Below are 23,933 nucleotides of genomic sequence, written 5' to 3'. Positions count from 1 at the left end.
TCCGCGTCGAATCAGCATGAAGCATTTTTTCCCCAGCACCGCCCTAGCCCTATTCATTGGTATCGGCCTGTTGCCGATGTCGAGCAATACATTCGCAGCCAATAGCTGGGACAAGCTTCAGCCTGATCGTGACGAAGTGATCGCCAGCCTGAACGTCGTCGAACTGCTCAAGCGCCATCACTACAGCAAGCCGCCGCTCGATGACGCGCGCTCCGTGATCATCTATGACAGCTACCTCAAGCTGCTGGATCCGTCGCGCAGCTACTTCATGGCCAGCGACATTGCCGAATTCGACAAGTGGAAGACCCAGTTCGACGACTTCCTGAAAAGCGGCGATCTCAACGCCGGGTTCACCATCTACAAGCGCTACCTGGACCGCGTCAAAGCGCGTCTGGACTTTGCCCTTGCCGAGCTGAACAAGGGCGTCGACAAAATCGACTTCAATACCAAGGAAACCTTGCTGATCGATCGCAAGGACGCCCCTTGGCTCAAGTCCACCGCAGAACTCGACGACCTGTGGCGCAAACGCGTCAAGGACGAAGTCTTGCGGCAGAAGATCGCGGGCAAGGATTCCAAGCAGATTCAGGAAACCTTGACCAAGCGCTACAAAAACCAGTTGGCGCGCCTGGACCAGACCCGTGCGGAAGATATCTTCCAGGCGTACATCAACACCTTCGCCATGTCCTACGACCCGCACACCAACTATCTGTCGCCGGATAACGCGGAAAACTTCGACATCAACATGAGCCTGTCCCTCGAGGGCATCGGCGCCGTGTTGCAGAGCGATAACGACCAGGTGAAAGTCGTGCGCCTGGTACCTGCCGGCCCGGCCGACAAGACCAAACAGGTTGCACCGGCCGACAAGATCATCGGCGTTGCCCAAGGCAACAAAGAGATGGTCGACGTGGTCGGCTGGCGCCTGGACGAAGTGGTCAAGCTGATCCGTGGTCCGAAAGGCACCGTGGTGCGCCTGGAAGTGATTCCGGCCAGCAATGCGCCAAACGACCAGACCAGCAAGATCGTGCCGATCACCCGCGAAGCGGTGAAGCTTGAAGACCAGGCAGTGAAGAAGTCGGTGCTCAACCTGAAACAGGATGGCAAGGACTACAAGCTCGGCGTCATCGAGATCCCGGCCTTCTACCTCGACTTCAAGGCGTTCCGTGCTGGCGATCCGGATTACAAGAGCACCACTCGCGACGTCAAGAAACTGCTGACCGAGCTGCAGAAAGAGAAAGTCGACGGCGTGGTCATCGACTTGCGCAACAACGGCGGCGGCTCTCTGCAGGAAGCCACCGAGCTGACCAGTCTGTTCATCGACAAAGGTCCGACCGTGCTGGTGCGTAATGCCGACGGCCGTGTCGATGTGCTGGAAGATGAAAACCCGGGCGCATTCTACAAAGGCCCGATGGCGTTGCTGGTCAACCGCTTGTCCGCCTCGGCTTCGGAGATTTTTGCCGGCGCCATGCAGGACTACCACCGTGCACTGATTATCGGTGGCCAGACCTTCGGTAAAGGCACCGTGCAGACCATTCAGCCGCTGAACCATGGCGAGCTGAAACTGACCCTGGCCAAGTTCTACCGGGTTTCCGGCCAGAGCACCCAGCATCAGGGCGTACTGCCGGACATCGATTACCCGTCGATCATCGACACCAAGGAAATCGGCGAAAGCGCCCTGCCGGAAGCCATGCCGTGGGACACCATCCGCGCGGCCATCAAGCCGGCGGCCGACCCTTTCAAACCGTACATCACGCAGCTCAAATCCGAGCATGACGTGCGCACGGCCAAAGACGCCGAATTCGTGTTCATTCGCGACAAGCTGGCCCTGGCCCAGAAGCTGATGACGGAGAAAACCGTCAGCCTCAATGAAGCCGATCGCCGTGCGCAACACGCCGATATCGAAGCCAAGCAACTGGTGATGGAAAACATCCGTCGCAAGGCCAAGGGCGAAGAGCCGCTCAAGGAGCTGAAGAAAGAAGACGAAGACGCCATCGCGGCCGAGCCGGACAAGACCAAGCCAGAAGACGATGCCTACTTGAGCGAGACCGGGCGGATTCTGTTGGACTACCTGAAACTGAACACCGCGGTCGCCAAGCACTAAAATGATGGCAATTTAATGCTGACGCTCCCCGGAGCGTCATCAAACAGTCATCATTCTGTCGTGAAATAAAGGACTGGGAGCTCATGGCTCCCAGTCCTTTTTTTATCGCCAGAGATCGCCATGACCACCACTGAACAGCTGAGTGCATTGAGTTCCATTCTGGCTCAAAGCGGTTTGCACAGCCTGTTCCAGCCGATCATTTCCGTCTCTGAGCGACGCATTGTCGGCTTCGAAGCCCTCACTCGCGGCCCCTCGAACAGTCCGCTGCACTCCCCCATCGCATTGTTCGCGGTTGCCCGCCAGGCCGGTCGCTTGAGCGAGCTGGAAATCGCCTGCCGTGAAAGTGCCTGCCGACGCTTCAATGAACAACAGCTGCCGGGCAAACTGTTTCTCAACGTCTCTCCGGAATCCCTGTTGGAAGCCGCTCACCAACCGGGTCGCACCCTGCAATTGCTGCAGGACTTCGGCATCCCGCCGAGCCAGGTGGTGATCGAACTCACCGAACAGACCCCGACCGACGACTTCCAGTTGCTGCAAAATGCCCTGCATCACTACCGGGCGATGGGTTTTTCCATTGCGCTCGATGATCTGGGGGCAGGTTATTCGAGTTTGCGGCTCTGGTCCGAGCTGCGGCCGGATTACGTGAAAATCGACCGGCACTTTATCGACGGCATTCACCAGGATGCCCTCAAACGTGAATTCGTCGGCTCGATCCTGCAAATCGCCAAAGCCTCACGGGCACAAGTGATCGCCGAAGGCATCGAATTGCCGGAAGAGCTCGCGGTGTTGACCGAGATGGGCGTCGATCTGGTGCAAGGCTACTTGCTGTGTCGGCCTCAAGAGCATCCACCTCGCGACGCCCGAGTCTTGATGCCAAAACGGGAAAGCACAGCAGTGGCTTTGAATGATGACGCCAGTGACCTCAGCGCCTTGCTCAACGACCAACCGGCCGTGGCCCGGGACACACCGACGGCCACGGTGCTGGAAGCTTTCCGCCGCCAGGCCAACCTGAACTCACTGGCGGTGCTTGACGAGCAAGGCCATCCCTGCGGCATCGTCCATCGGCATTCGCTCTCGGACGCACTGCTCAAGCCCTTTGCTACCGACCTGTTCGCACGCAAGCCCATCAGCCGCTTGATGAACGACGACTTCCTCGCCGTCGAGATGAGCCAGTCACTGCAACAAGTCAGTCGCTTGATCACCAGCCGCGCGCGCCAGCGCATCGAGGAGGACTTCATCATCACCCTCAACGGCGGCTATCTGGGCCTGGGCCGGGTGATCGATGTACTCAAGCTGATTACCGAACTGAAAATCCAGCAGGCCCGCTACGCCAACCCGCTGACCTTGTTGCCAGGCAACGTGCCCATCCAGCAATGCCTGACGCGGCTGCTGCAACAGGAGCGGGAATCGGTGATCTGTTACGTCGACATCGACAGTTTCAAACCCTTCAACGACATCTATGGCTACGGCCGTGGGGACGAAGTCCTGCTGTGTCTGGCTCAATGCCTGAACGATCGGGTGGACCCGGCCCGCGACTTCGTTGGCCATATCGGCGGGGATGACTTCCTGCTGGTGCTCGGCCCGGAAGACTGGCGCAGACGTTTGAACCAGTTGCTGGACGACTTCCAGAGCCAGTGCCGACGCTTCTACCGCAGCGAACACCTGGAAGCCGGCTGCTTTATCGCACCGAATCGCCAGGGCATGCGCCAGGAGTTTCCACTGCTGTCATTGTCGATCGGCGTCGTGCATTTACACCCACAGGCCTGTGGACAACTCGATGCGAGCCAGTTGGCAGAGATGGCTTCGCAGGCCAAGCATCACGCGAAGAATGTGGCGGGGTATAGCGTGTATGTGATTGATAGTTTGGCGGTGCCGGTGCAAAACGAGGATTTGATCATCGGGCAGCGGTGATTGAACGGACGCCTTCGCGGGCAAGCCTCGCTCCTACAGGGGTTTTTGTCGTTCGCAACTATTGTGGACTACCCATCTCCCGTAGGAGCGAGGCTTGCCCGCGAAGAGGCCAGACCACACAACAAAAATCTCTGGATTCAATCCGAACCGCCGCCTAACCACATCACAGCCCTCATGCAACGGAATGGCGCAAAGCAACGCGAAGTCGCTGAGAGTCATCGAGCGCCATGAAGCGGTTTTTTGGATGGGAAATCGGCTTTTCGTAGGGTGGATCAGGATGAAGCGTAGGCATTTGCTTTGCGGACGTGGCGAGAGGTTTCCCTCACGCCACGTCCCATACACCCTCGCTCTTTCAGTCGCGCGGTGATTGCACCAAAAACTCCGCAATCAGCGACGCAACCTGCTCCTGAATCACCTCCCGAGCCCTCCCTCCCTCAGCATCCCCACAAATAATCCCATCTCCCGGCACGTCTTCCTCAAGAAGCGCTACCGCTCCAGGTTTGCACACCGCCATAAAACTAAAGTGGCTAGCGTCTTTAATCTCGACATAGCGCGTCGACGCTTGGGGCAGACGTTTAGCCAAGTCAGCTGACTCCAACTGCGCGGGTAGCTCCTCAGAAGGCACGCCCGCCGCAATCACTAGCGTCGGCACTGGCAGCCCCGCAAGGCTGTCATCAGTCATCCCGCGTGACAGTCCCAGGTCCAGTGAAACAACTGCGGTGACACGTTTATCGCTCAAATCGGCGGCCAGCCGGGCCTTCGATACCGAAGTGCTGGCGGGGTTCATCTGTCGGTAGACGCTTGCAACTGGCCAACTTCGTGTGGGTTTTGCAGTCCAGGGCAAAGCGGTCGGGGTCGAAACGGGCGCCGGCGGTTTCCATGACGGTCCAGCCGCCGAGGGAATGGCCCACGGCGGCGATTCGATGCTTGGCGACCGCGCCGAATTGTTGCGGCTGAGCCGTGACCGCGTCGATGGCCCGGCTGAGGTCGGCGGGCCGCCGCCATAACTGCGCCGCAGCTTGAGGGGTGCGGTCTTTGCTGGTGCTGCCGGGGTGGTTGACTGCCGCCACGATGTAACCTTTGTGGGCGAGTGCGCTGGCCAGCCATGTCTGGTTGATCCAATTACCCCCGAAACCGTGGGAGAGCACCACCAATGGATGCTCGCCGGCGGTCGGTGGCGCGTTGGGCACGGCGAGGGCCCCGACAAACGCTGGGTTGTCGCCGAACAATTGAGGGGTGGCGGTGGTTGCGGTGGGGTACCAGACGACCATTTCCAGTGGGCGGTCGTTTTGCGTGTCTGGCAACGTAGAGGCCTGGAAACCGATAGCGTTATCGCCAGCGAATACACTCGTGGTCAGGCAGACCAGAAACAGGGCGCCGAAAGCTGTTTTCAATGTTTTATCTTCCTTGATCAGATTCAACTCTTAACACCTGACATCCGCAGTCAGGCGCATCAATTACTGCGCAGTATCGCCACTCTCCAACCCTTTCAACTTGATCTCCGCCAGCGGATGCCCAGCCTGCACCGCAATCCGCCAGAACCGCGCCGCTTCCACCGGATCCGGCGCCTTGCTCGGCGTCCCCGCCAAACTGATCACTCCCACCTGATACGCCGCTTTGCCATCCCCCGCCAAAGCCGCCAGGCGCAGCAATCGCACACCCTCCTCGCGAGCCCCAAGGCCAACGCCACGAAAGGTCAGGATGTGGCCATAGAAGCTTTGCGCGCCGACATCACCCAGATTGGCCATCCGTGCGAACTGACCTTCGAGCCAGCTCCAGCCGCGGGGCTGTCGCACGAACCACGACCAGTGAAACAACCGGCGGGCCAGCCAGTAACTGGCCCGTGCCTTGAGGCGTAAAAACACTCAGGCCTCCGCCGATTCCGGGTATTCGTATTCGAACACGCGCACCACTTCCGAAGCGTGCCATGAGGCGGCGGCGACACCGTCGGACGGTCCCGAGAAACGCCCCAGACGCTCGACGCATTCGAAGAAACCGGTGCGTGGCAGGCGGCTGGCGCCCTGGCTGATCACCAGCGAGCTGCGTAGCGGCTGCTCGGCCTTGGCGTCCAGCGCAGCCAGATGCTCCAGCGCAGCGGTGAGGGTTTGCATGGCCGGCGTGGGCAACTGCAAACGTTCAAGCAAGGCTCGATAAGTCAGCAGATGCCGTTGGCGGCGGGCCTGATCCAGCTCACCCAACAACCCGTCCCAATGTTGACGACTGATGCGGACGCTCACGATTCATCCCTCCACCCTGGCACCGTCAGTTCCCAGGCCAGACTGCGGCGAATCGCAGCGTCGGGTAGACGCTCGCCACTTTCGATCAGGGCCAGATAAGACGGGCTGATGCCTACCGTGCGGGCCAGCGCCTCGATGGCGATGCCCTTCCCTTCGCGCAAACTGCGTAGTTGATCCAGACCTGGAAGAATCGGGTCTGATGATGTTGCTTGACGCGCCGGCGTGTCGGGCGCCGGTTGTTGGTTGATGCCTGCTGCTTTCAGTAGAGCCTGGTACTGAGCCCACGGCAAAACCGCGTATTCGGGCTCGCCTTCGCGTGTGATTATCTGAATATCCATGACTTCCCCGTAGGACAACGACACTTAGCGAGTCGGCACTTTTCCCTAGAAGTGTAATCCTAACAGCGGCCACGGTCGCGGGGGGTATGAATATAAGGACGATCCTCAATCGAATCAGGTTTTTTTCGGGCCTTGAAGCTGAAGTTGCTCAGGTGTATCGGGGAGCCGCTCCACCACCGCAAGCTTCTCCGGCAACTGACGTTTGCGCCAGGCACGGAACGCATTGAGTTCATCGTCGAGGACTTTCATCAACCAGGCCAGCACGGCAATGTCATCCAGCATGCCGAATACCGGGATGAAGTCGGGGATCGCATCCACCGGACTGAGGAAGTACATCAGGCCGGCCACCACCGAGATCAGCGCCTTCGGGCTGATGGCGCGGTACTCCCCACGCCAGTAGGCCAGGCACAGTGCCTGCATCAGGCGCAGATCGTCTTTGAGTTTGCCCAATCGGTTGCCCTGACTGGCCCCTTTGCTGGCGACGGCGAACAGCAGGGTCGGCAAACGTCCACGGGCAAGCAGGCGTCCGGCGAGTGGCAGGAAACGAGCGAAATTCCAAGGTGCTTTCATCATTCCTCCCGCTGAAATGTTATCCACACAAATTGTGGATAACCTTGTGAACAGAGCTATATTTCACGGCTGAAAGCCCCGTTTCATAAGGGCTCAACTCAGATCGGGCGTTTTTTACTCACATAAAAAAACCCAAGATTTCATTGACTTGGCGCGCCGGCGCGGCTAGCACGGCGTCCTCAATGGCTATGACTGCACCGTACAGCATCCGTTCGCTTTGTTTACCCTCGCTGAACGCCAGATGCAACAACGCCCCGCATAAAGCGAGGCGTTGTTTTTAAAGCAGACGCTGATTACTTGGCGGCGTCTTCTTTTGCTGGATCCTTGATCGCCAGCAGTTCCAGGTCGAATACCAGCACCGAGTTGGCTGGAATCGCCGGGCTTGGGCTTTGGGCGCCGTAGGCCAGCTCGCTAGGAATGTACAGCTTGTACTTCTCGCCAACGTGCATCAGTTGCAGGCCTTCGACCCAACCCGGAATCACGCCGCTGACCGGCAGATCGATCGGGCTGCCACGGTCGACGGAGCTGTCAAAGGTAGTGCCGTCGGTCAGCTTGCCGGTGTAGTGAACAGTCACTACGTCGGTCGGCTTTGGCTGTGCGCCATCAGCTTTCTTGACCACTTCGTATTGCAGGCCCGAAGCAGTGGTGGTGACACCCGCTTTCTTGGCGTTTTCTTCGAGGAATTTCTTGCCGGCGGCTGCCGACTCTTCGCTCATTTTGGCCATACGCTCTTCAGCACGCTTCTGCAGTGCTGCGAAGGCTTCGACCAGTTCTTCATCCTTCAGCTTCTGTTCTTTCTTGCCGACGGCGTCTTCGATGCCTTGGGCTACGGCTTTGGAGTCCAGGTCATCCATGCCTTCCTGAGCCAGGCTCTTGCCCATGTTCAGGCCAATCCCGTAGGAAGCTTTTTGCGCCGGGGTTTTCAGCTCTACGCTGGTCTGCGAGTCACAACCCGCAAGTACCAGGCTAACCAGGGCCACCGCCGCCGCCAACCGATGCTGTTTCATGCTATTTCCTTGTTCATGCGCCTAAAGGGCAATCGAGTAAAGCCGCGAGCTTATCAGGCGGCCACGACCAATGGCTACCGGCATGAGAGCAGGAAACTTCTGATAAGTTCAGGTGTTTTAACGCATTTCGGGATTGCAGCGATGAAGCTTCTGTCATCTTGGACCCCACAGAGACGAATACCGGATCCCACAGCATCTGGCGTAATGGCCACTTGCCGCACCTCAAGCGCTGAGGCATAAGAGAGCTACAAAATCGACAAGGATGTTTATCTTGCGCCTCTTATTCCGCCTGCTGGCGTTGTTCGCTGTGCTGCTGGGGCTGGGCCTCGCCGTGGTGCTGTACTACGTCGCCAACCCGAAATTGCCGACCTGGTCCCCCGCACAACAGGTGCATTACCTGGAACAGTGGAGCGCCGCCGACCGCCAGACTTACTACTTCACCCCCCAGGGCACTCAAGTCAAAGGCTTGCGCTATGACTGGTTCAAGGAGCTCGAACTGCCCTTCTCGGAACAACGCTTCGCCGCCCCGGAATACCTCGCACGCTTTGGTTTCCTGATCGACCCCGAGCAGAAACCCACACCGAACAACCCTGCCAACTTGCCCCTGGGGTTTGCCCGCCATCAAAACCCCGGCAGCCAGGACGAGTTCCTCGACATCACCTGCGCCGCCTGCCACACCGGTGAATTGCGTTTCAATGGCCAGGCCGTGCGGATCGACGGCGGTTCGGCGCAGCATGTCCTGCCTTCCAGTGTTCCTACACTACGCGGTGGCAGTTTCGGACAAGCACTTGTCGCCAGCCTGGTCTCGACTTATTACAACCCGTGGAAATTCGAACGTTTCGCCCGCAACGTGCTGGGCGAGGACTACGACACCCACCGCCAACAGTTGCGCCAGGACTTCAAAGCTTCCCTCAATACGTTCGTGAAAGTGGCCTGGAACGATACCCATCGCGGGCTCTATCCGACCGAGGAAGGCCCCGGCCGCACCGACGCTTTCGGGCGCATTGCCAATGCCAGCTTCGGCGATGCGATTTCACCTGATAATTACCGCGTGGCGGATGCGCCGGTGGACTACCCGCAACTGTGGGACATGTGGACCTTTGACTGGGTGCAATGGAACGGTTCGGCGCAGCAACCGATGGCCCGCAACATCGGCGAAGCGCTGGGCGTCGGTGCCACCCTGGATTTCTTCGACGCCAATGGCCAGCCGCTCAAAGGTGACGAGCGCTATCCGTCGAGTGTCCGCTTGCGCGACTTGCACCAGATCGAACAAACCCTGCAACGACTCAAACCACCGGCCTGGCCCGAAGCGCTGCTCGGCGCTGTCGATAAGCCTCTGGCCGTCAAAGGTCGCGAATTGTTCAGCGAAAACTGCGCCGGTTGCCACGTGCCTCGATCGGTCCAGACCAACGGGCGCTGGGTGCAACACCTGAAAATGCTGCCGGTGGATTACATCGGCACAGACCCGGGCGCGGCCAATAACATCGCCGACCATCGTTTCGACCTCAGCGCCTTGCAATGGGACCCGGCGGAGCTGGCGAAACTGGATGTGCAGTTGCAGCCGCCGCCCGCCGAACCGCTGGACATGAGCAAACTCTCGTCAGCCAAAGGCCTGGCCTACGTCACCGCTTTCGTCGGAAACCGTGCTTATCGCGAGGCGAAAATCCCCGAGGCCGAGCGTCCGGAGATGGATGGCTTCGGCCTGCCGATTGGCGTGCGTGAATTGCGCGCCTACAAGGCCCGTCCGTTGGCCGGCGTCTGGGCGACGGCGCCGTTTCTGCACAACGGTTCGGTGCCAAGCCTCTATCAACTGCTCTCGCCCCAGGATGAACGCGCAACGACCTTCTTCAAAGGCACGTTCGAGTACGACCCCAGGCACCTGGGCTATCGCACCGAGGCCTTTACCAATGGCTTCAAGTTCGACACGCGCATCACCGGCAATCACAACAGCGGCCACGAATTCCGTGCTGGCAAGTTGGGTAACGGCGTCATCGGTCGCCTGCTGCAACCGCAGGAGCGCTGGGCGCTGCTGGAGTATCTGAAAGTGTTGGGCGGCCCGTTGGAGGCACAATTGCCATGAGCAGACTGTGGATGTGGTTGGGCGCCTTTCTCGGCAAAACCCTGTTGTGGGTACTGGGCCTGGGAGTGCTCGGCTGGGCGCTGGCCACGGCGTGGTTTGCCTGGCAGCACAGTGGACCGGTATCCGCTGAAGAACTGATCCCGAATGGCGAAGCGGCGATGACTCAGGACATCATCCAGACGGCCGTGCGCATCGTCGATCAGCACCGGGAAAGCACCCGCTACCTGCGTGATGCGCACGCCAAGGCCCATGGCTGCGTGAAGGCCGAAGTCCAGGTCCTGCCGGATCTGACGCAAGCGCTGCGTCAGGGCGTATTCAGCGAACCCGGCAAAACCTGGCAAGCGACGATGCGGCTGTCCAACGGCAATGCCTATCCACAGTTCGACAGTATCCGCGATGCCCGGGGCATGGCGATCAAGTTGCACGACGTGCCCGGCAAACAACTGCTCACCGATCAACAAAGCCGTGGCGAACAGGACTTTGTGATGTTCAGCCACCCGAATTTCTTCGTCAGCGATGTCGCCGAATACCGTCAGAATGTGGCCGCCCAGGCCGATGGCAAGAAGCTGATGGCGTTTTTCCCCGGATGGGATCCGCGCACGTGGCAGGTCCGTCATCTGTTTATCGCTTTGGCGACACTCTCCCCTGCGCCGGAAAGCCCGACGCAGACGACGTACTTTTCGGTCTCACCCTACAAGTTCGGTAACGCCAATGCGAAGTTTCGGGTGACGCCCGACCCTGACAGTTGCCCGGCCTACACGTTGCCGGCGCAGAACCAGAAGCTGCCGAATTTTTTACGCAATGCGCTGAATCAGCAGTTGTCGACGGATCGGGTGCCCGCGTGCTTTGTCTTGCAGATCCAGCGCCAGGATCCGGGCAAGTACATGCCGATCGAGGACACGAGTATCCAATGGAAGGAAAAGGATGCGCCGTTCGAAACCGTGGCACGGATCAGGCTGCCCGCCCAGGACTTCGACACGCCAGCGCTAAACGTGCAATGCGATAACCAATCGTTCAACCCGTGGTTCGGGCTTGAGGCTCATCGCCCGATTGGCGGGATCAACCGTCTGCGCAAGGCGGTGTACGAAGCGGTCAGCGATTACCGCCACAGCCGCAACGCCGAGCAATAAAGCCAAACCCCGGACAGCAAAAAGCCCGCATAAAGCGGGCTTTCTGTGTGGTGACCTGGCGTTCAGCGTTCCAGATTACCGAATATGGCGCAGCGGACGGGACTCGAACCCGCGACCCCCGGCGTGACAGGCCGGTATTCTAACCGACTGAACTACCGCTGCGCGTAGCGTTGAAAGTAAGTGGTGGGTGATGACGGGATCGAACCGCCGACATTCTGCTTGTAAGGCAGACGCTCTCCCAGCTGAGCTAATCACCCTTTACCTTCGTTGCGGGGCGCATTGTGCCACAGATTTTCGTAAAGTGTTGATTTAATTGAATAAATCTTCAAAAAAATCTGAAAACCGGTGAAACAACACATTCCGCAGGAACAACAGACAGAAAAAAACCCGCATTGAGCGGGCTTTTCCGTGGTGACCTGGCGTTCAGCATTCCAGGTTACCGAATATGGCGCAGCGGACGGGACTCGAACCCGCGACCCCCGGCGTGACAGGCCGGTATTCTAACCGACTGAACTACCGCTGCGCGTAACACTAAAGCGAATGGTGGGTGATGACGGGATCGAACCGCCGACATTCTGCTTGTAAGGCAGACGCTCTCCCAGCTGAGCTAATCACCCTTCACTTTCGGTGTGGCGCGCATTCTACGGAGCGACCCAACCTCTGGCAAGCACTTTTTACAATAATTTTTGCAGGCCTTCCAAAGGCTTAGAGAAGGGTTGGCCTATGGCTTCGCTAAGAGAATAATGCCCCCCTTTGTATAAAGGAGAGACTCGCCCCATGTGGTTCAAAAACCTGCTTATCTATCGCCTGACCCAAGATCTGCCTTTTGATGCCGAGGCGTTGGAAACTGCACTGGCCACCAAACTGGCGCGTTCATGTGCAAGCCAGGAGTTGACCACCTATGGTTTCGTCGCGCCCTTCGGCAAAGGCGAAGATGCCCCCCTGGTGCACGTCAGCGGCGACTTCCTGCTGATCTCCGCCCGTAAGGAAGAGCGCATCTTGCCGGGCAGCGTCGTGCGTGACGCTGTGAAGGAAAAGGTCGAAGAGATCGAAGCCGAACAAATGCGCAAGGTCTACAAAAAGGAACGCGACCAGATCAAGGATGAAATCATCCAGGCGTTCCTGCCGCGTGCCTTTATCCGTCGCTCGTCGACCTTCGCCGCCATCGCGCCGAAACAAGGCCTGATCCTGGTCAACTCGGCCAGCCCGAAACGCGCCGAAGACCTGCTGTCGACCCTGCGCGAAGTGATCGGCACACTGCCGGTACGTCCGCTGACCGTTAAAATGTCGCCAACCGCGACCATGACCGAATGGGTCACCACCCAGAAAGCCGCGGACGACTTCTTTGTGCTGGACGAGTGCGAACTGCGCGACACCCACGAAGACGGCGGCATCGTGCGTTGCAAGCGTCAGGACCTGACCAGCGAAGAAATCCAGTTGCACTTGAGCACCGGCAAAGTGGTGACTCAGCTGTCGCTGGCCTGGCAAGACAAGCTGTCTTTCGTCCTCGACGACAAGATGGTGGTCAAGCGCCTGAAGTTCGAAGACCTGTTGCAAGACCAGGCGGAACAGGACGGCGGCGAAGAAGCCCTCGGCCAGCTGGACGCCAGCTTCACCTTGATGATGCTGACCTTCGGCGACTTCCTGCCGGCCCTGGTTGAAGCGTTGGGCGGTGAAGAGCTTCCGCAAGGGATCTAAAAGCGTGTGATATCACTGTGGGAGCAAGCCTGCTCGCGAAGGCGTTGTGACAGTCGGCATTTATGTCGACTGATACACCGCATTCGCGAGCAGGCTCGCTCCCACATTGGTTTTTGTGGTGTTACTTAATAATAAGGATCAGGCCATGCGCGCCCTCGCTGCATTGAGTCGTTTTGTCGGCAACACCTTCGCTTACTGGGTATTGATTTTCGCGGTCGTGGCGTTCTTGCAGCCGACGTGGTTTATCGGCCTGAAAGGCGCGATCGTGCCGCTGCTGGGCCTGGTGATGTTCGGCATGGGCCTGACACTCAAACTCGAAGACTTCGCCGAAGTCGCTCGCCATCCGTGGCGCGTGGCGCTGGGCGTGGTTGCACATTTCGTGATCATGCCCGGCGTGGCGTGGTTGCTCTGCCAGGCGTTTCACCTGCCACCGGAAATCGCCGTCGGCGTGATCCTGGTCGGCTGCTGCCCAAGCGGCACCTCGTCGAACGTGATGACCTGGCTGGCGCGCGGCGACCTGGCGCTGTCGGTGGCCATCGCCGCCGTCACCACCCTCCTCGCTCCGCTGCTGACCCCGGCGCTGATCTGGCTGCTGGCCTCGGCGTGGCTGCCGGTGTCCTTCATGGAGCTGTTCTGGTCGATCCTGCAAGTGGTGCTGTTGCCGATCGTGCTGGGTGTGGTTGCCCAGCGTTTGCTCGGCAGCCGGGTGCGTCATGCGGTGGAAGTATTGCCCCTGATTTCGGTGGTGAGCATCGTGATCATCGTCACCGCCGTCGTGGCCGCCAGCCAGGCGAAGATTGCCGAGTCCGGCCTGCTGATCATGGCTGTGGTGATGCTGCACAACAGCTTCGGTTATCTGCTGGGTTACTTCACCGGGCGCCTGTTCAAGTTGCCGCTGGCCCAACGCAAATCCCTGGCGCTGGAAGTCGGCATGCAGAACTCCGGCCTCGGTGCTGCGTTGGCCAGTGCGCACTTCTCGCCACTGGCGGCGGTGCCTAGTGCGCTGTTCAGCGTCTGGCACAACATTTCGGGGGCGTTGCTCTCGACGTATTTCCGTCGCATGAGCGAAAAACAAGACCGGGAAACCGCAGTTCAGCAAGCGGCCGAGTAATCCGCAAACTTGATCCCCGGGTTAATGATGGGCACTCTATGGCGCAACGCGAGGACGACCTCGCGGCTCGATCGAGTCATTAATCTGGGGACGACCCCGTCAATCGATGGAGGTCTTTCATGTCCTGGATCATTCTGTTTTTCGCCGGCCTGTTCGAAGTCGGCTGGGCCGTCGGCCTGAAATACACCGATGGTTTCAGCCGCCCTCTCCCCACCGCATTGACCGTTGCCGCCATGGCGATCAGCCTTGGCTTGCTGGGCCTTGCCATGAAGGAATTGCCGCTGGGCACGGCCTATGCGATCTGGACCGGTGTGGGTGCGGTGGGCACGGTGATCGCCGGGATCATTTTGTTTGGTGAATCCATGGCGCTGTTCAGGCTGGCCAGTGTGGCGTTGATTATTGCCGGGTTGATTGGGCTCAAGGTCAGCGCCTGACCTTTAGATGGCCTTCGCGGGCAGCCTCTTTCCTGCAGGGTTTCTGGCGCATCCCGAATGATGGATATGCCACAAACCCCGCAGGAGCGAGGCTTGCCCGCGAAGAGGCCCTCACAGTCACCGACTATCTAACGGCCCCACGCAAATCCCCGACCATCGCCTGCAACGTCGCCGGCTCCGCCGCCTCAACCGCCACCGCCGGCCCCGCCACCAACGTCACCCGCGACCACAACCGACGAAACAAGCCCTTGCCCGGATCGCGGCTGAAGAAACTCCCCCACAACCCTTGCAACGCCAGTGGAATCACCGGCACCGGCGTCTCTTCGAGAATGCGCATCAGCCCGCCCTTGAACTCACTCATCTCCCCGTCAGCGGTCAACTTGCCTTCCGGGAAGATGCACACCAGTTCACCGTCCTTCAGGTATTGAGCGATACGCGTGAAGGCTTTTTCGTAGATTTGAATGTCTTCCTGGCGCCCCGCAATCGGAATCGTCCCTGCCGTGCGAAAGATAAAGTTCAGCACCGGCAAGTTGTAGATCTTGTAGTACATGACAAAGCGAATCGGCCGACGCACCGCACCGCCAATCAGCAACGCATCCACAAACGAAACATGGTTGCAGACCAGTAATGCCGCGCCTTCATCCGGGATCAAATCGAGATTTCGATGCTCCACGCGGTACATCGAATGGCTGAGCAGCCAGATCAGGAAACGCATGGTGAACTCAGGCACGATGCTGAAGATGTAGGCGTTGACGCCGATGTTCAGCAGCGACACCACCAGAAACAGCTGCGGAATCGACAGCTCGACCATGCTCAGGAGCACGATCGAGACAATCGCCGACACCACCATGAACAGTGCGTTGAGAATGTTGTTGGCGGCAATCACCCGCGCCCGCTCGTTCTCGGGGGTGCGCGACTGAATCAGCGCATACAGCGGCACAATGTAGAAACCGCCGAAAATCCCCAGGCCCAGAATGTCGATCAGCACCAGCCAGGCGTGACCAAAACCAAGGATTTCGATCCAGCCGTGGCCGGCAACGCTGTCTGGGATACCGCCGGAATGCCACCACAGCAGCAAGCCAAAGACCGTCAGGCCAAACGAGCCGAACGGCACCAGGCCAATCTCGACTTTGCGTCCGGAGAGCCTCTCGCAGAGCATCGAACCGAGGGCGATGCCCACCGAGAACACCGTCAGAATCAGCGTCACCACGGTCTCGTCGCCGTGCATCCATTCCTTGGCATACGCCGGGATCTGCGTCAGATAAATCGCCCCGACAAACCAGAACCACGAGTTGCCGACGATGGAACGCGACACCGCAGGCGTTTGCCCCAGGCCCAGCTTCAAAGTGGCCCAGGATTGGCTGAAGATGTTCCAGTTCAGGCGCATTTGCGGCGACGAGGCCGCCGCCCTTGGAATGCTGCGACTGGCCAGGTAGCCGAGCACCGCGACAGCGATGATCGCGGTGGACACGATGGGCGCGTAATGACTGGACGACATCATGATCCCGGCGCCGATAGTCCCGGCGAGGATCGCCAGGAACGTGCCCATTTCCACCAGCCCGTTGCCGCCCACCAACTCTTCTTCACGCAGCGCCTGGGGCAGGATCGAATATTTCACCGGCCCGAACAGCGCCGAGTGCGTGCCCATGGCAAACAGCGCCACCAGCATCAGCGACAGGTGATCGAACAGGAAACCCACGGCGCCGACCGCCATGATGGCGATTTCCCCGAGCTTGATCAGTCGAATCAGCGCGTCCTTGGCGAACTTTTCCCCGAACTGGCCGGCCAGCGCCGAGAACAGAAAGAACGGCAGGATAAACAGCAACGCGCACAGGTTGACCCAGATCGAACGGTCACCGTCGATGGTCAGCTTGTACAGAATGGCGAGGATCAACGACTGCTTGAAGATGTTGTCGTTGAACGCCCCGAGGGACTGCGTGACAAAGAACGGCAGGAAGCGCCGGGTGCGAAGCAAGGTGAACTGTGAGGGGTGGCTCATCTTCCATGGGTCCCTGAGATTGGGTAAAGAGTGGCTTGGCGATTTGCTATTGGAATGTCGAACGTCGATCCAGGCCACACATTACCTAATCTTTGCGGCTTATTTCTTTAATCCTGCAATGCACGGCGAGACAAACAACTCACCCCGCCACGCGCCCTGCACTGTGCGTTTGGAGACAATCAGCCACATCACCGCCAGCATCGCCACCAGCACGCAGCCAAAGACATTGAAAAACGCCAGGTTCAAGGTGCTGCCCAGTTTCAACGTCGTCAGAGAATAGACGCCCAGCGGGAAGGTGAAGCCCCACCAGCCCAGGTTGAACGGGATACCGTCGCGCAGGTAACGCACGGTGATCAGCACCGCCATCAGCATCCACCAGAAGCCGAAGCCCCACAGCGTGATCCCGGCCACCAGGCCCAACCCGGCTGCAATTTCACCGATGCCCGGCAGGCCGTTGGCCGCAAAGATGGCCGGCGCATCGGCGCCCAGCAGTAACATGCCCAACGCCCCGGTGCCGATCGGCCCCAGCGCCAGCCAGCTGGAGGCGGCCATGTTTTCGTGCGGCAGTTTATGCAGCGCCATGCGCAGCAACAGAATCGTCAGAATGCTGAACGCCACCGGCAGGGAAAAGGCCCACAGCACGTAGCTGGTTGTCAGCACCACCAGTTGCGAATGGGCATCGGTCAAGTGCGGTGCCAACAGGCCCCCACTGGCGGCCGCCACTTCCGCCGCGACCACAGGCAACAGCCAGACCGCTGTCATCTGGTCGATGCTGTGCTCCTGACGGGTGAACATCATGTAGGGAATCAGCACACCGCAGGCCAGCGACATGACCACATCGAGCCACCACAGCACCTCGGCGACATGAATCACTCCATCGCCCCAGCGCGGCAAGCCGAACACCAGGAAGCCATTGATGATGGTCGCCAACCCCATGGGGATGGTGCCGAAGAACATCGAGACCGTGGAGTGACCGAAGATCCGCCGAGCCTCATCGAAGAACAGCACCCAGCGTGCCGTGTACGCGGCGGTGAATAATACGAACAAGCAGATATTGAGCAGCCAGAGACCTTCGGCCACCGCCTTCAGTCCGGGTATGGCGACGGGCAATTGCGCCAGCGCCAATGCCAGCACGCCCGTGCCCATGGTTGCGGCGAACCAGTTGGGCGTGAATTGGCGAATCGCCTCAAGCGGGTGCTGCAAATGGCTGAACGGTCTTGAACCGAGGGTGGTGCTGTTGGGGCATGTCATGGTGAATTCCTCTCCTCTTGTGAGGTGGAATCCATGGTAGATCCGAATCGAATATCTATATAACGGGTAATATCTCTAACTGTTATCTGTTTTGTAGATATGCGTCAGACGCTACCTTCCGTCTCGATCACCAGGATCCGCGCCGCACCTTGTGGATGGGCAACGTGTTCGGTGCCCACCGAGGCGTAGAAAATGTCGCCGATGTCGAGCAGCGTGTCCTTTTCAACGCCGTCTTCGCGATAGCGCATCTGCACTTGGCCATCGAGTACGACGAACACTTCCTGCCCATCGTTGACGTGCCATTTATACGGCTGATCGGTCCAGTGCAAACGGGTGGTGATGCCGTTCATGTTGGCGATATCCAAGGCGCCCCAGGCGCGGTCAGCAGTGAAGGATTTGCTGCGGATGATCTTCATCGGGTGGTCCGTTGAAATGGGTGGCGACGCCAAGGCTAGCGGTCATCGAGCATCGGCGCCACAGACTTTGGCAGGCTGTTGACGCATCAACGCAGGCAGAGCACTGACCGCCAGGATAATCAGCACCGCGCCATAACCATCAGTCGTGGTCACCAGCCCAAAGGCCCGCGTCAGATTCCCCGCCAGCAACGACGGCAGGCAGAACGCCAGATAACTGAGCACATAAAACGCCGACATCAACCCGGCCCGCTCATGAGGCAAGGCTAGCGGCACGACACTGCGCAACGCGCCGAGGAAACTCGCGCCAAAACCGCAACCGGCGACCAGCGTCCCGATGAAAAACAACGGCAGGCTGGCGCTGTGAACCGCCAGTAAAATCAGCGCCACACCGACGGGCAGAATGCTCGCGCCGACCCGCAAGACTTTGTCGGCCGGGCGACTGCGCAAGGTGTAGATCATCAGCGCGCCGGTGACGGTCAGCACCGCCACTGTCGCACCGCCAATCAGATTTGAAGTCGATCCGGTGGCCGTCCGCACAAGGGATGGAGCGAGGGACGCGTAAAAACCGCCGAGCGCCCAGGCGGCGGTGTTGATCGGCAACACCAGCCACAACGCACGCCTTGCCTGGATGGGCACATGCAGAGTCGGGCGCAGCGACGCCAATGCGCCACGTTGCGCACTGACACTTTCCGGCAGACGCCAGACGTACAGCGCTTGCAACCCGAACATCGCGAGCAGCACCCAGAAGGTCAATTGCAGTGGCAGCGGCGCGAACTCGGCCAACAAACCACAACCCATGGCACCTAACGCCATACCGAGCAGCGGCGCGACGCTATTGATCAGCGGACCTTGCTGGCGATCCGTGTCGAGCAGCGCGGCGCCCAACGCAGCCGTGGCCATCCCGGTAGCAAAACCCTGAAGCACCCGGGCACTGATCAACCAGGCGACGCTGTCGGCATTGATAAATAGCAGCATGGCCAGCATGTTCAGCGCCACAGCGGTGAAAATCACCGGTTTGCGTCCCAGGTAATCCGAGAGCGAACCGACCGTGAGCAGCGCGGCGAGCAAGCTGATGGCGTAGACGCCGAAGATCAGGGTCAGGGTCGCCGCCGAAAATTGCAGGTGTTCCTGATACAAGTGGTACAGGGGCGTTGGTGCAGTGGAAGCGGCGAGAAAACTCAGTAAAGTGATCGCCAGGAACCACAGGCTGGAACGGTTTGATATCGAGCTGGACATGCGCACACTCCGCAAAAGCTAATTTGTTGCTTTTGCGGAGTGTGCTACTGCCCCGCGCTTAAAGCAAATTCTTTGTGTTAAGGTCCGCCGTATGGCTATTAAAGAAGGTTTACGCCCGGGCGGTCGAAGCGCCCGGGTGCAAGAGTCGATTCATTCGGCTGTCCGCGCCCTGCTTGAAGAGCAGGACCGCTCGACCGTGACCGTCCCGCAAATTGCTGCGCGCGCGGGAGTGACGCCGTCGACCATTTATCGGCGCTGGGGCGATTTGTCGGTGTTGCTGGCAGACGTCGCGCTGGCGCGCATGCAACCCGACAGCGAACCCGCCAATACCGGCAGCCTGCGCGGTGACGTGCGAGCCTGGGCCGAGCAATACCTGGACGAGATGAGTTCCGAGCCTGGCCGCAACATGCTTCGCGACGTGCAATGCAGCCTCACACCGGTCTATTGCACGACGATCATTGGCGGGCAGTTGCAGACGATTCTGGACCGTTACCCGGATCAGCCGAAGCCGAGTGTTGATCGATTGATCAACCTGGTGGCGGCACCGACGGTGTTTCGTATCCTGTTTTCCGCGGCGGCGCTGGAGGTTGAGGAGTTGCATCAGTTGATCGAGATTGCTTTGAATCAGTGAGGCCGTTTTCGCGGGCAAGTCGGGTCGCCGCATCTCACGCTCCTACAGGCTTTTTTGTCGTTCGCAGATTATGTAAACGACACATAACCTGTAGGAGCGAGGCTTGCCCGCGAAGAGGTCAGCACAAACACTAAAAATCCAACTGACAAACACCCTGCGACACCCCACCACGCCACGACCTTGGTCGACACTGACTATCCCCGGCCATCGTGCGAGACTGTCTGACCGGGCGGGAGTCCCGGGTGTCTTTTGTCGGGAGTTCCCATGTCGCTGTCCAGCGGGCTGATCGCCGCCGTCGCCCTGGCCTATATGGCCATCATGTTCGCCATCGCCTTTTACGGCGACCGTCGCAGCACACCGTTGCCGCCGCGAGTGCGCGCCTGGGTATACAGCCTGTCGCTGGCGGTCTATTGCACCAGCTGGACCTTCTTTGGCGCCGTCGGCCAGGCCGCCGAGCAACTCTGGTCATTCCTGCCAATCTACCTCGGGCCGATCCTGCTGCTGGTCTGCGCGCCGTGGGTCCTGCAAAAAATGGTGATGATCAGCAAGCAGGAGAACATCACCTCCATCGCCGACTTCATTGCCGCCCGCTATGGCAAATCCCAATCGCTGGCGGTGGTGGTGGCGCTGATCTGCCTGGTGGGCGTGTTGCCCTACATTGCACTGCAACTCAAGGGCATCGTCCTCGGGGTGAACCTGCTGATCGGCGCCGGTGCCGACGCCATGGGCACCCGCGCCCAGGACACGGCGCTGATCGTGTCGCTGGTGCTGGCGCTGTTCACCATTGTCTTCGGTACCCGCAACCTCGACGCCACGGAACACCACCGTGGCATGGTGCTGGCGATTGCCTTTGAATCGCTGGTCAAGCTGTTCGCGTTTCTCGCGGTCGGCGCGTTCGTGACTTATGGCCTGTACGACGGATTCGACGACCTGTTCAACCAGGCCATGCTCGCCCCGCGCCTGGAGGCGTACTGGAAGGAAACCATCAACTGGCCATCGATGGTGGTGCAGACCGGTGTGGCCATGATGGCGATCATCTGCCTGCCCCGACAGTTCCACGTGACGGTGGTGGAAAACATCGACCCTCAGGATTTGCGCCTGGCGAAATGGGTGTTCCCTGCCTACCTGGCGCTGGCAGCGCTGTTTGTCGTGCCTATCGCCCTCGCCGGCCAGATGCTGCTGCCCAGCTCGGTCCTCCCAGACTCTTTCGTCATCAGCCTGCCACTGGCCCAAGCCCATCCGGCCCTGGCGATGCTGGCCTTTATCGGTGGTGCCTCGGCGGCGACCGGCATGGTGATTGTCGCCAGCGTGGCGCTGTCGACCATGGTTTCCAACGACATGTTGCTGCCGTGGCTGCTGCGCCGAAACAACGCCGAGCGACCGTTCGAAGTGTTCCGCCAGTGGATGCTGTCGGTGCGCCGAGTCAGCATCGTGGTGATTCTGTTGCTGGCTTACGTCAGTTATCGCCTGCTCGGCTCCACAGCGAGCCTGGCGACCATCGGCCAGATCGCCTTCGCCGCTGTGACCCAACTGGCCCCGGCCATGCTCGGCGCGCTGTACTGGAAACAGGCTAACCGCCGGGGCGTGTTCGCCGGTCTCGCCGCCGGGACATTCCTCTGGTTCTACACCCTGATTCTGCCGATCGCGGCCCACAGCCTCGGTTTGTCCTTGAACAGTTTCCCGGGGCTGGCCTGGTTGCACAGCAACCCGCTGAACCTGCCGCTCACCCCGCTGACCCAAGGCGTCGTACTGTCGCTGGCGGCCAACTTCACGCTGTTCGCCTGGGTGTCGGTGCTGTCACGCACGAGGGTGTCGGAGCACTGGCAGGCCGGTCGTTTCATCGGTCAGGAAATCAGCGCGCGCCCCAGCGCCCGCTCGATGCTCGCAGTGCAGATCGACGACTTGCTGCAACTGGCCGCACGCTTCGTCGGTGAAGAACGGGCGCGGCAGAGCTTCATCCGTTTTGCCTACCGCCAAGGCAAAGGCTTCAACCCGAACCAGAACGCCGACGGTGAATGGATCGCCCACACCGAACGCTTGCTGGCGGGTGTACTCGGCGCTTCTTCGACGCGAGCGGTAGTCAAGGCCGCCATCGAAGGTCGGGAAATGCAACTGGAGGATGTCGTGCGGATCGCCGACGAAGCCTCGGAAGTGTTGCAGTTCAACCGCGCCCTGTTGCAAGGCGCCATCGAAAACATCACTCAAGGCATCAGCGTGGTCGACCAGTCGCTGAAACTGGTGGCCTGGAACCGGCGTTATCTGGAACTGTTCAATTACCCCGACGGGCTGATCAGGCTTGGCCGCCCGATTGCCGACATCATTCGCTACAACGCCGAGCGCGGACTGTGCGGCCCCGGTGAAGCCGAAGTGCACGTCGCCCGCCGCCTGCACTGGATGCGTCAGGGCCGCGCCCACACCTCTGAAAGACTGTTTCCCAACGGGCGTGTGATCGAGCTGATCGGCAACCCGATGCCCGGCGGCGGTTTCGTCATGAGTTTCACGGACATCACCGCGTTCCGTGAGGCCGAGCAGGCGCTGACCGAAGCCAACGAAGGCCTGGAGCAGCGGGTCACCGCGCGGACCCACGAACTGTCCCAACTGAACGTGGCCTTGACCGAAGCCAAGGGCACCGCCGAATCGGCCAACCAGTCGAAAACCCGCTTTCTGGCGGCGGTCAGCCATGACTTGATGCAACCGCTGAATGCCGCACGCCTGTTCTCCGCCGCGCTTTCCCATCAAGAGGACGGTCTGTCCAGCGAGGCGCAGAAACTGGTGCATCACCTCGACAGCTCGTTGCGCTCGGCCGAGGACCTGATCAGCGATCTTCTGGATATTTCCCGCTTGGAGAACGGCAAGATCAACCCGGACCCCAAACCCTTCGTGCTCAACGAGTTGTTCGATGCGCTCGGTGCCGAGTTCAAGGCACTGGCTCAGGAACAAGGGCTGAAATTCCGTGTTCGGGGCAGCACATTACGGATCGACAGCGACATCAAACTGCTGCGTCGGATCCTGCAGAATTTCCTGACCAACGCGTTCCGCTACGCCAAGGGGCCCGTGCTGCTCGGCGTCCGGCGGCGCAAGGGCGAGTTGTGCCTGGAGGTGTGGGACCGTGGACCGGGAATCCCTGAAGACAAGCAGCTAGTGATTTTCGAAGAATTCAAACGCCTCGACAGCCACCAGACGCGCGCGGAGAAAGGCCTGGGACTGGGGCTGGCGATTGCCGACGGGCTGTGTCGCGTTTTGGGTCACACTTTGCGTGTAAGGTCCTGGCCGGGGCGCGGCAGTGTGTTCAGCGTCAGCGTGCCGCTGGCGCGGGCTCAAGTCGTCGCGCCAACCCAGGTCAGCGAGCTCAATGGCCATGTGCTGAGCGGCGCGCAGGTGCTGTGTATCGATAACGAAGACAGCATCCTGATCGGCATGAACAGCCTGCTGACACGCTGGGGTTGCCAGGTCTGGACCGCACGCAACCGCGAAGAATGTGCGGCGCTGCTGAAGGACGGTGTACGCCCGCAATTGGCGCTGGTGGATTACCACCTGGACCATGGCGAGACCGGGACCGAGTTGATGGCGTGGTTACGAACCCAACTGGGTGAACCGGTGCCGGGGGTGGTGATCAGTGCCGATGGCCGGCCGGAGACGGTGGCCCAGGTGCATGCGGCGGGCCTGGAGTACTTGGCCAAACCGGTGAAACCGGCGGCGTTGCGGGCGTTGTTGAGCCGGCATTTGCCGTTGTAAGAGCGGGTTTTAATCCCGTAGTGATTGAACCGACGCCTTCGCGAGCAGGCT

Annotated in this window: 18 protein-coding genes, 4 tRNA genes and 1 pseudogene; 9 read left to right on the top strand and 14 right to left on the bottom strand. The window is 59.9% G+C overall.

All coding sequences use genetic code 11. The features are described 5' to 3' along the window. The first annotated feature begins 16 nt into the window (after positions 1 to 16). Together BLU63_RS20230 and BLU63_RS20225 are read left to right on the top strand one after the other, a co-directional pair. Positions 17 to 2,098, top strand: a complete 2,082-nt coding sequence (locus BLU63_RS20230) for a carboxy terminal-processing peptidase (protein WP_010456732.1) — start codon at positions 17 to 19, stop codon at positions 2,096 to 2,098. 120 nt (positions 2,099 to 2,218) lie between these two features. Then, the gene (locus BLU63_RS20225; RefSeq protein WP_083376030.1) at positions 2,219 to 4,009 is read left to right on the top strand and encodes a bifunctional diguanylate cyclase/phosphodiesterase; all 1,791 of its coding nucleotides are present in this window, start codon (positions 2,219 to 2,221) and stop codon (positions 4,007 to 4,009) included. A 352-nt stretch (positions 4,010 to 4,361) separates the two neighbouring features. On the opposite strand, the pseudogene BLU63_RS20220 reads toward BLU63_RS20225, so the two are convergent. The 6 genes and pseudogenes from BLU63_RS20220 to BLU63_RS20195 form a co-directional block, all read right to left on the bottom strand. Next, positions 4,362 to 5,403 (bottom strand): annotated as a pseudogene (locus BLU63_RS20220) (alpha/beta hydrolase family protein). 63 nt (positions 5,404 to 5,466) lie between these two features. Beyond that, on the bottom strand, positions 5,467 to 5,874 hold the full coding sequence (locus BLU63_RS20215; RefSeq protein ID WP_083376029.1) for an SEL1-like repeat protein: 408 nt from the start codon (positions 5,872 to 5,874) through the stop codon (positions 5,467 to 5,469). Further along, complete coding sequence (locus BLU63_RS20210; RefSeq protein WP_003223109.1) at positions 5,875 to 6,246, bottom strand: hypothetical protein; 372 nt, start codon at positions 6,244 to 6,246, stop codon at positions 5,875 to 5,877. Further along, a complete protein-coding gene (locus BLU63_RS20205; protein WP_077748155.1) occupies positions 6,243 to 6,584 on the bottom strand; it encodes a helix-turn-helix domain-containing protein in 342 nt (113 codons plus the stop codon). Before BLU63_RS20205 ends, BLU63_RS20210 begins: the two co-directional genes overlap by 4 nt. 114 nt (positions 6,585 to 6,698) lie before the next feature. After that, positions 6,699 to 7,154, bottom strand: a complete 456-nt coding sequence (locus BLU63_RS20200; protein WP_010456751.1) for a YkvA family protein — start codon at positions 7,152 to 7,154, stop codon at positions 6,699 to 6,701. A gap of 293 nt (positions 7,155 to 7,447) precedes the next feature. Then, on the bottom strand, positions 7,448 to 8,161 hold the full coding sequence (locus BLU63_RS20195; RefSeq protein WP_010456752.1) for an FKBP-type peptidyl-prolyl cis-trans isomerase: 714 nt from the start codon (positions 8,159 to 8,161) through the stop codon (positions 7,448 to 7,450). 271 nt (positions 8,162 to 8,432) lie between these two features. Between BLU63_RS20195 and BLU63_RS20190 the strand changes: the two genes are divergently transcribed. Together BLU63_RS20190 and BLU63_RS20185 are read left to right on the top strand one after the other, a co-directional pair. Beyond that, a complete protein-coding gene (locus BLU63_RS20190) occupies positions 8,433 to 10,241 on the top strand; it encodes a di-heme-cytochrome C peroxidase (protein WP_083377279.1) in 1,809 nt (602 codons plus the stop codon). Continuing rightward, positions 10,238 to 11,371: a catalase family protein gene (locus tag BLU63_RS20185; protein ID WP_083376028.1), complete on the top strand. Its 1,134-nt coding sequence runs from the start codon at positions 10,238 to 10,240 to the stop codon at positions 11,369 to 11,371. The genes BLU63_RS20190 and BLU63_RS20185 overlap by 4 nt, the downstream gene beginning before the upstream one ends. Before the next feature lie 85 nt (positions 11,372 to 11,456). On the opposite strand, the gene BLU63_RS20180 is transcribed toward BLU63_RS20185, so the two are convergent. From BLU63_RS20180 to BLU63_RS20165, 4 genes are all read right to left on the bottom strand, one after another. Further along, positions 11,457 to 11,533 (bottom strand) — tRNA-Asp (locus tag BLU63_RS20180). 19 nt (positions 11,534 to 11,552) lie between these two features. After that, positions 11,553 to 11,628 (bottom strand) — tRNA-Val (locus BLU63_RS20175). A gap of 189 nt (positions 11,629 to 11,817) precedes the next feature. After that, positions 11,818 to 11,894, bottom strand: a tRNA-Asp gene (locus BLU63_RS20170). 18 nt (positions 11,895 to 11,912) lie between these two features. After that, positions 11,913 to 11,988, bottom strand: a tRNA-Val gene (locus BLU63_RS20165). A 160-nt stretch (positions 11,989 to 12,148) separates the two neighbouring features. On the opposite strand from BLU63_RS20165, the gene rdgC reads away from it, so the two are divergent. The 3 genes from rdgC (at position 12,149) to sugE (ending at position 14,614) form a co-directional block, all read left to right on the top strand. Then, the gene (gene rdgC, locus BLU63_RS20160) at positions 12,149 to 13,069 is read left to right on the top strand and encodes a recombination-associated protein RdgC (protein ID WP_077749804.1); all 921 of its coding nucleotides are present in this window, start codon (positions 12,149 to 12,151) and stop codon (positions 13,067 to 13,069) included. A 145-nt stretch (positions 13,070 to 13,214) separates the two neighbouring features. Then, a complete protein-coding gene (locus BLU63_RS20155) occupies positions 13,215 to 14,180 on the top strand; it encodes a bile acid:sodium symporter family protein (protein WP_077749803.1) in 966 nt (321 codons plus the stop codon). A 119-nt stretch (positions 14,181 to 14,299) separates the two neighbouring features. After that, entirely contained in the window at positions 14,300 to 14,614 is a 315-nt protein-coding gene (gene sugE, locus BLU63_RS20150) for a quaternary ammonium compound efflux SMR transporter SugE (protein WP_010456757.1), read from the top strand. 124 nt (positions 14,615 to 14,738) lie between these two features. Here the strand turns inward: sugE and BLU63_RS20145 are convergent, their stop codons facing one another. The 4 genes from BLU63_RS20145 to BLU63_RS20130 all read right to left on the bottom strand — a co-directional run bounded on the left by BLU63_RS20145 (position 14,739) and on the right by BLU63_RS20130 (position 19,516). Then, on the bottom strand, positions 14,739 to 16,613 hold the full coding sequence (locus BLU63_RS20145; protein ID WP_083376027.1) for an MFS transporter: 1,875 nt from the start codon (positions 16,611 to 16,613) through the stop codon (positions 14,739 to 14,741). A 99-nt stretch (positions 16,614 to 16,712) separates the two neighbouring features. Beyond that, positions 16,713 to 17,864: a TDT family transporter gene (locus tag BLU63_RS20140; protein WP_083376026.1), complete on the bottom strand. Its 1,152-nt coding sequence runs from the start codon at positions 17,862 to 17,864 to the stop codon at positions 16,713 to 16,715. A 104-nt stretch (positions 17,865 to 17,968) separates the two neighbouring features. Further along, positions 17,969 to 18,280, bottom strand: coding sequence for a cupin domain-containing protein (locus BLU63_RS20135; RefSeq protein WP_010456760.1), 312 nt, complete (start codon positions 18,278 to 18,280; stop codon positions 17,969 to 17,971). Positions 18,281 to 18,322: 42 nt separating this feature from the next. Then, complete coding sequence (locus BLU63_RS20130) at positions 18,323 to 19,516, bottom strand: MFS transporter (protein WP_010456761.1); 1,194 nt, start codon at positions 19,514 to 19,516, stop codon at positions 18,323 to 18,325. Positions 19,517 to 19,607: 91 nt separating this feature from the next. Here BLU63_RS20130 and BLU63_RS20125 point away from each other — a divergent pair, with 91 nt between their 5' ends. Beyond that, positions 19,608 to 20,147, top strand: a complete 540-nt coding sequence (locus BLU63_RS20125; RefSeq protein ID WP_010456762.1) for a TetR/AcrR family transcriptional regulator — start codon at positions 19,608 to 19,610, stop codon at positions 20,145 to 20,147. Positions 20,148 to 20,411: 264 nt separating this feature from the next. Next, positions 20,412 to 23,882 carry a hybrid sensor histidine kinase/response regulator gene (locus BLU63_RS20120; protein WP_010456763.1) on the top strand — a complete coding sequence of 1,157 codons (3,471 nt, stop codon included), beginning with the start codon at positions 20,412 to 20,414 and terminating at the stop codon, positions 23,880 to 23,882. The last annotated feature ends 51 nt before the right edge of the window (positions 23,883 to 23,933 follow it).

It is taken from the genome of Pseudomonas mandelii (genome assembly GCF_900106065.1).
GTDB lineage: Bacteria > Pseudomonadota > Gammaproteobacteria > Pseudomonadales > Pseudomonadaceae > Aquipseudomonas > Aquipseudomonas mandelii.
The sequence above is the reverse complement of the archived record's forward strand: the minus strand, read 5'-3'. Positions and strand labels throughout refer to the sequence as shown.

Coding starts and splice junctions, on each gene's coding strand:
- BLU63_RS20230 (WP_010456732.1), top strand. CDS start 17: ATGAAGCATTTTTTCCCCAGCACCGCCCTAGCCCTATTCATTGGTATC.
- BLU63_RS20225 (WP_083376030.1), top strand. CDS start 2,219: ATGACCACCACTGAACAGCTGAGTGCATTGAGTTCCATTCTGGCTCAA.
- BLU63_RS20205 (WP_077748155.1), bottom strand. CDS start 6,584: ATGGATATTCAGATAATCACACGCGAAGGCGAGCCCGAATACGCGGTT.
- BLU63_RS20200 (WP_010456751.1), bottom strand. CDS start 7,154: ATGAAAGCACCTTGGAATTTCGCTCGTTTCCTGCCACTCGCCGGACGC.
- BLU63_RS20195 (WP_010456752.1), bottom strand. CDS start 8,161: ATGAAACAGCATCGGTTGGCGGCGGCGGTGGCCCTGGTTAGCCTGGTA.
- BLU63_RS20185 (WP_083376028.1), top strand. CDS start 10,238: ATGAGCAGACTGTGGATGTGGTTGGGCGCCTTTCTCGGCAAAACCCTG.
- rdgC (WP_077749804.1), top strand. CDS start 12,149: ATGTGGTTCAAAAACCTGCTTATCTATCGCCTGACCCAAGATCTGCCT.
- BLU63_RS20155 (WP_077749803.1), top strand. CDS start 13,215: ATGCGCGCCCTCGCTGCATTGAGTCGTTTTGTCGGCAACACCTTCGCT.
- sugE (WP_010456757.1), top strand. CDS start 14,300: ATGTCCTGGATCATTCTGTTTTTCGCCGGCCTGTTCGAAGTCGGCTGG.
- BLU63_RS20145 (WP_083376027.1), bottom strand. CDS start 16,613: ATGAGCCACCCCTCACAGTTCACCTTGCTTCGCACCCGGCGCTTCCTG.
- BLU63_RS20140 (WP_083376026.1), bottom strand. CDS start 17,864: ATGACATGCCCCAACAGCACCACCCTCGGTTCAAGACCGTTCAGCCAT.
- BLU63_RS20135 (WP_010456760.1), bottom strand. CDS start 18,280: ATGAAGATCATCCGCAGCAAATCCTTCACTGCTGACCGCGCCTGGGGC.
- BLU63_RS20130 (WP_010456761.1), bottom strand. CDS start 19,516: ATGTCCAGCTCGATATCAAACCGTTCCAGCCTGTGGTTCCTGGCGATC.
- BLU63_RS20125 (WP_010456762.1), top strand. CDS start 19,608: ATGGCTATTAAAGAAGGTTTACGCCCGGGCGGTCGAAGCGCCCGGGTG.
- BLU63_RS20120 (WP_010456763.1), top strand. CDS start 20,412: ATGTCGCTGTCCAGCGGGCTGATCGCCGCCGTCGCCCTGGCCTATATG.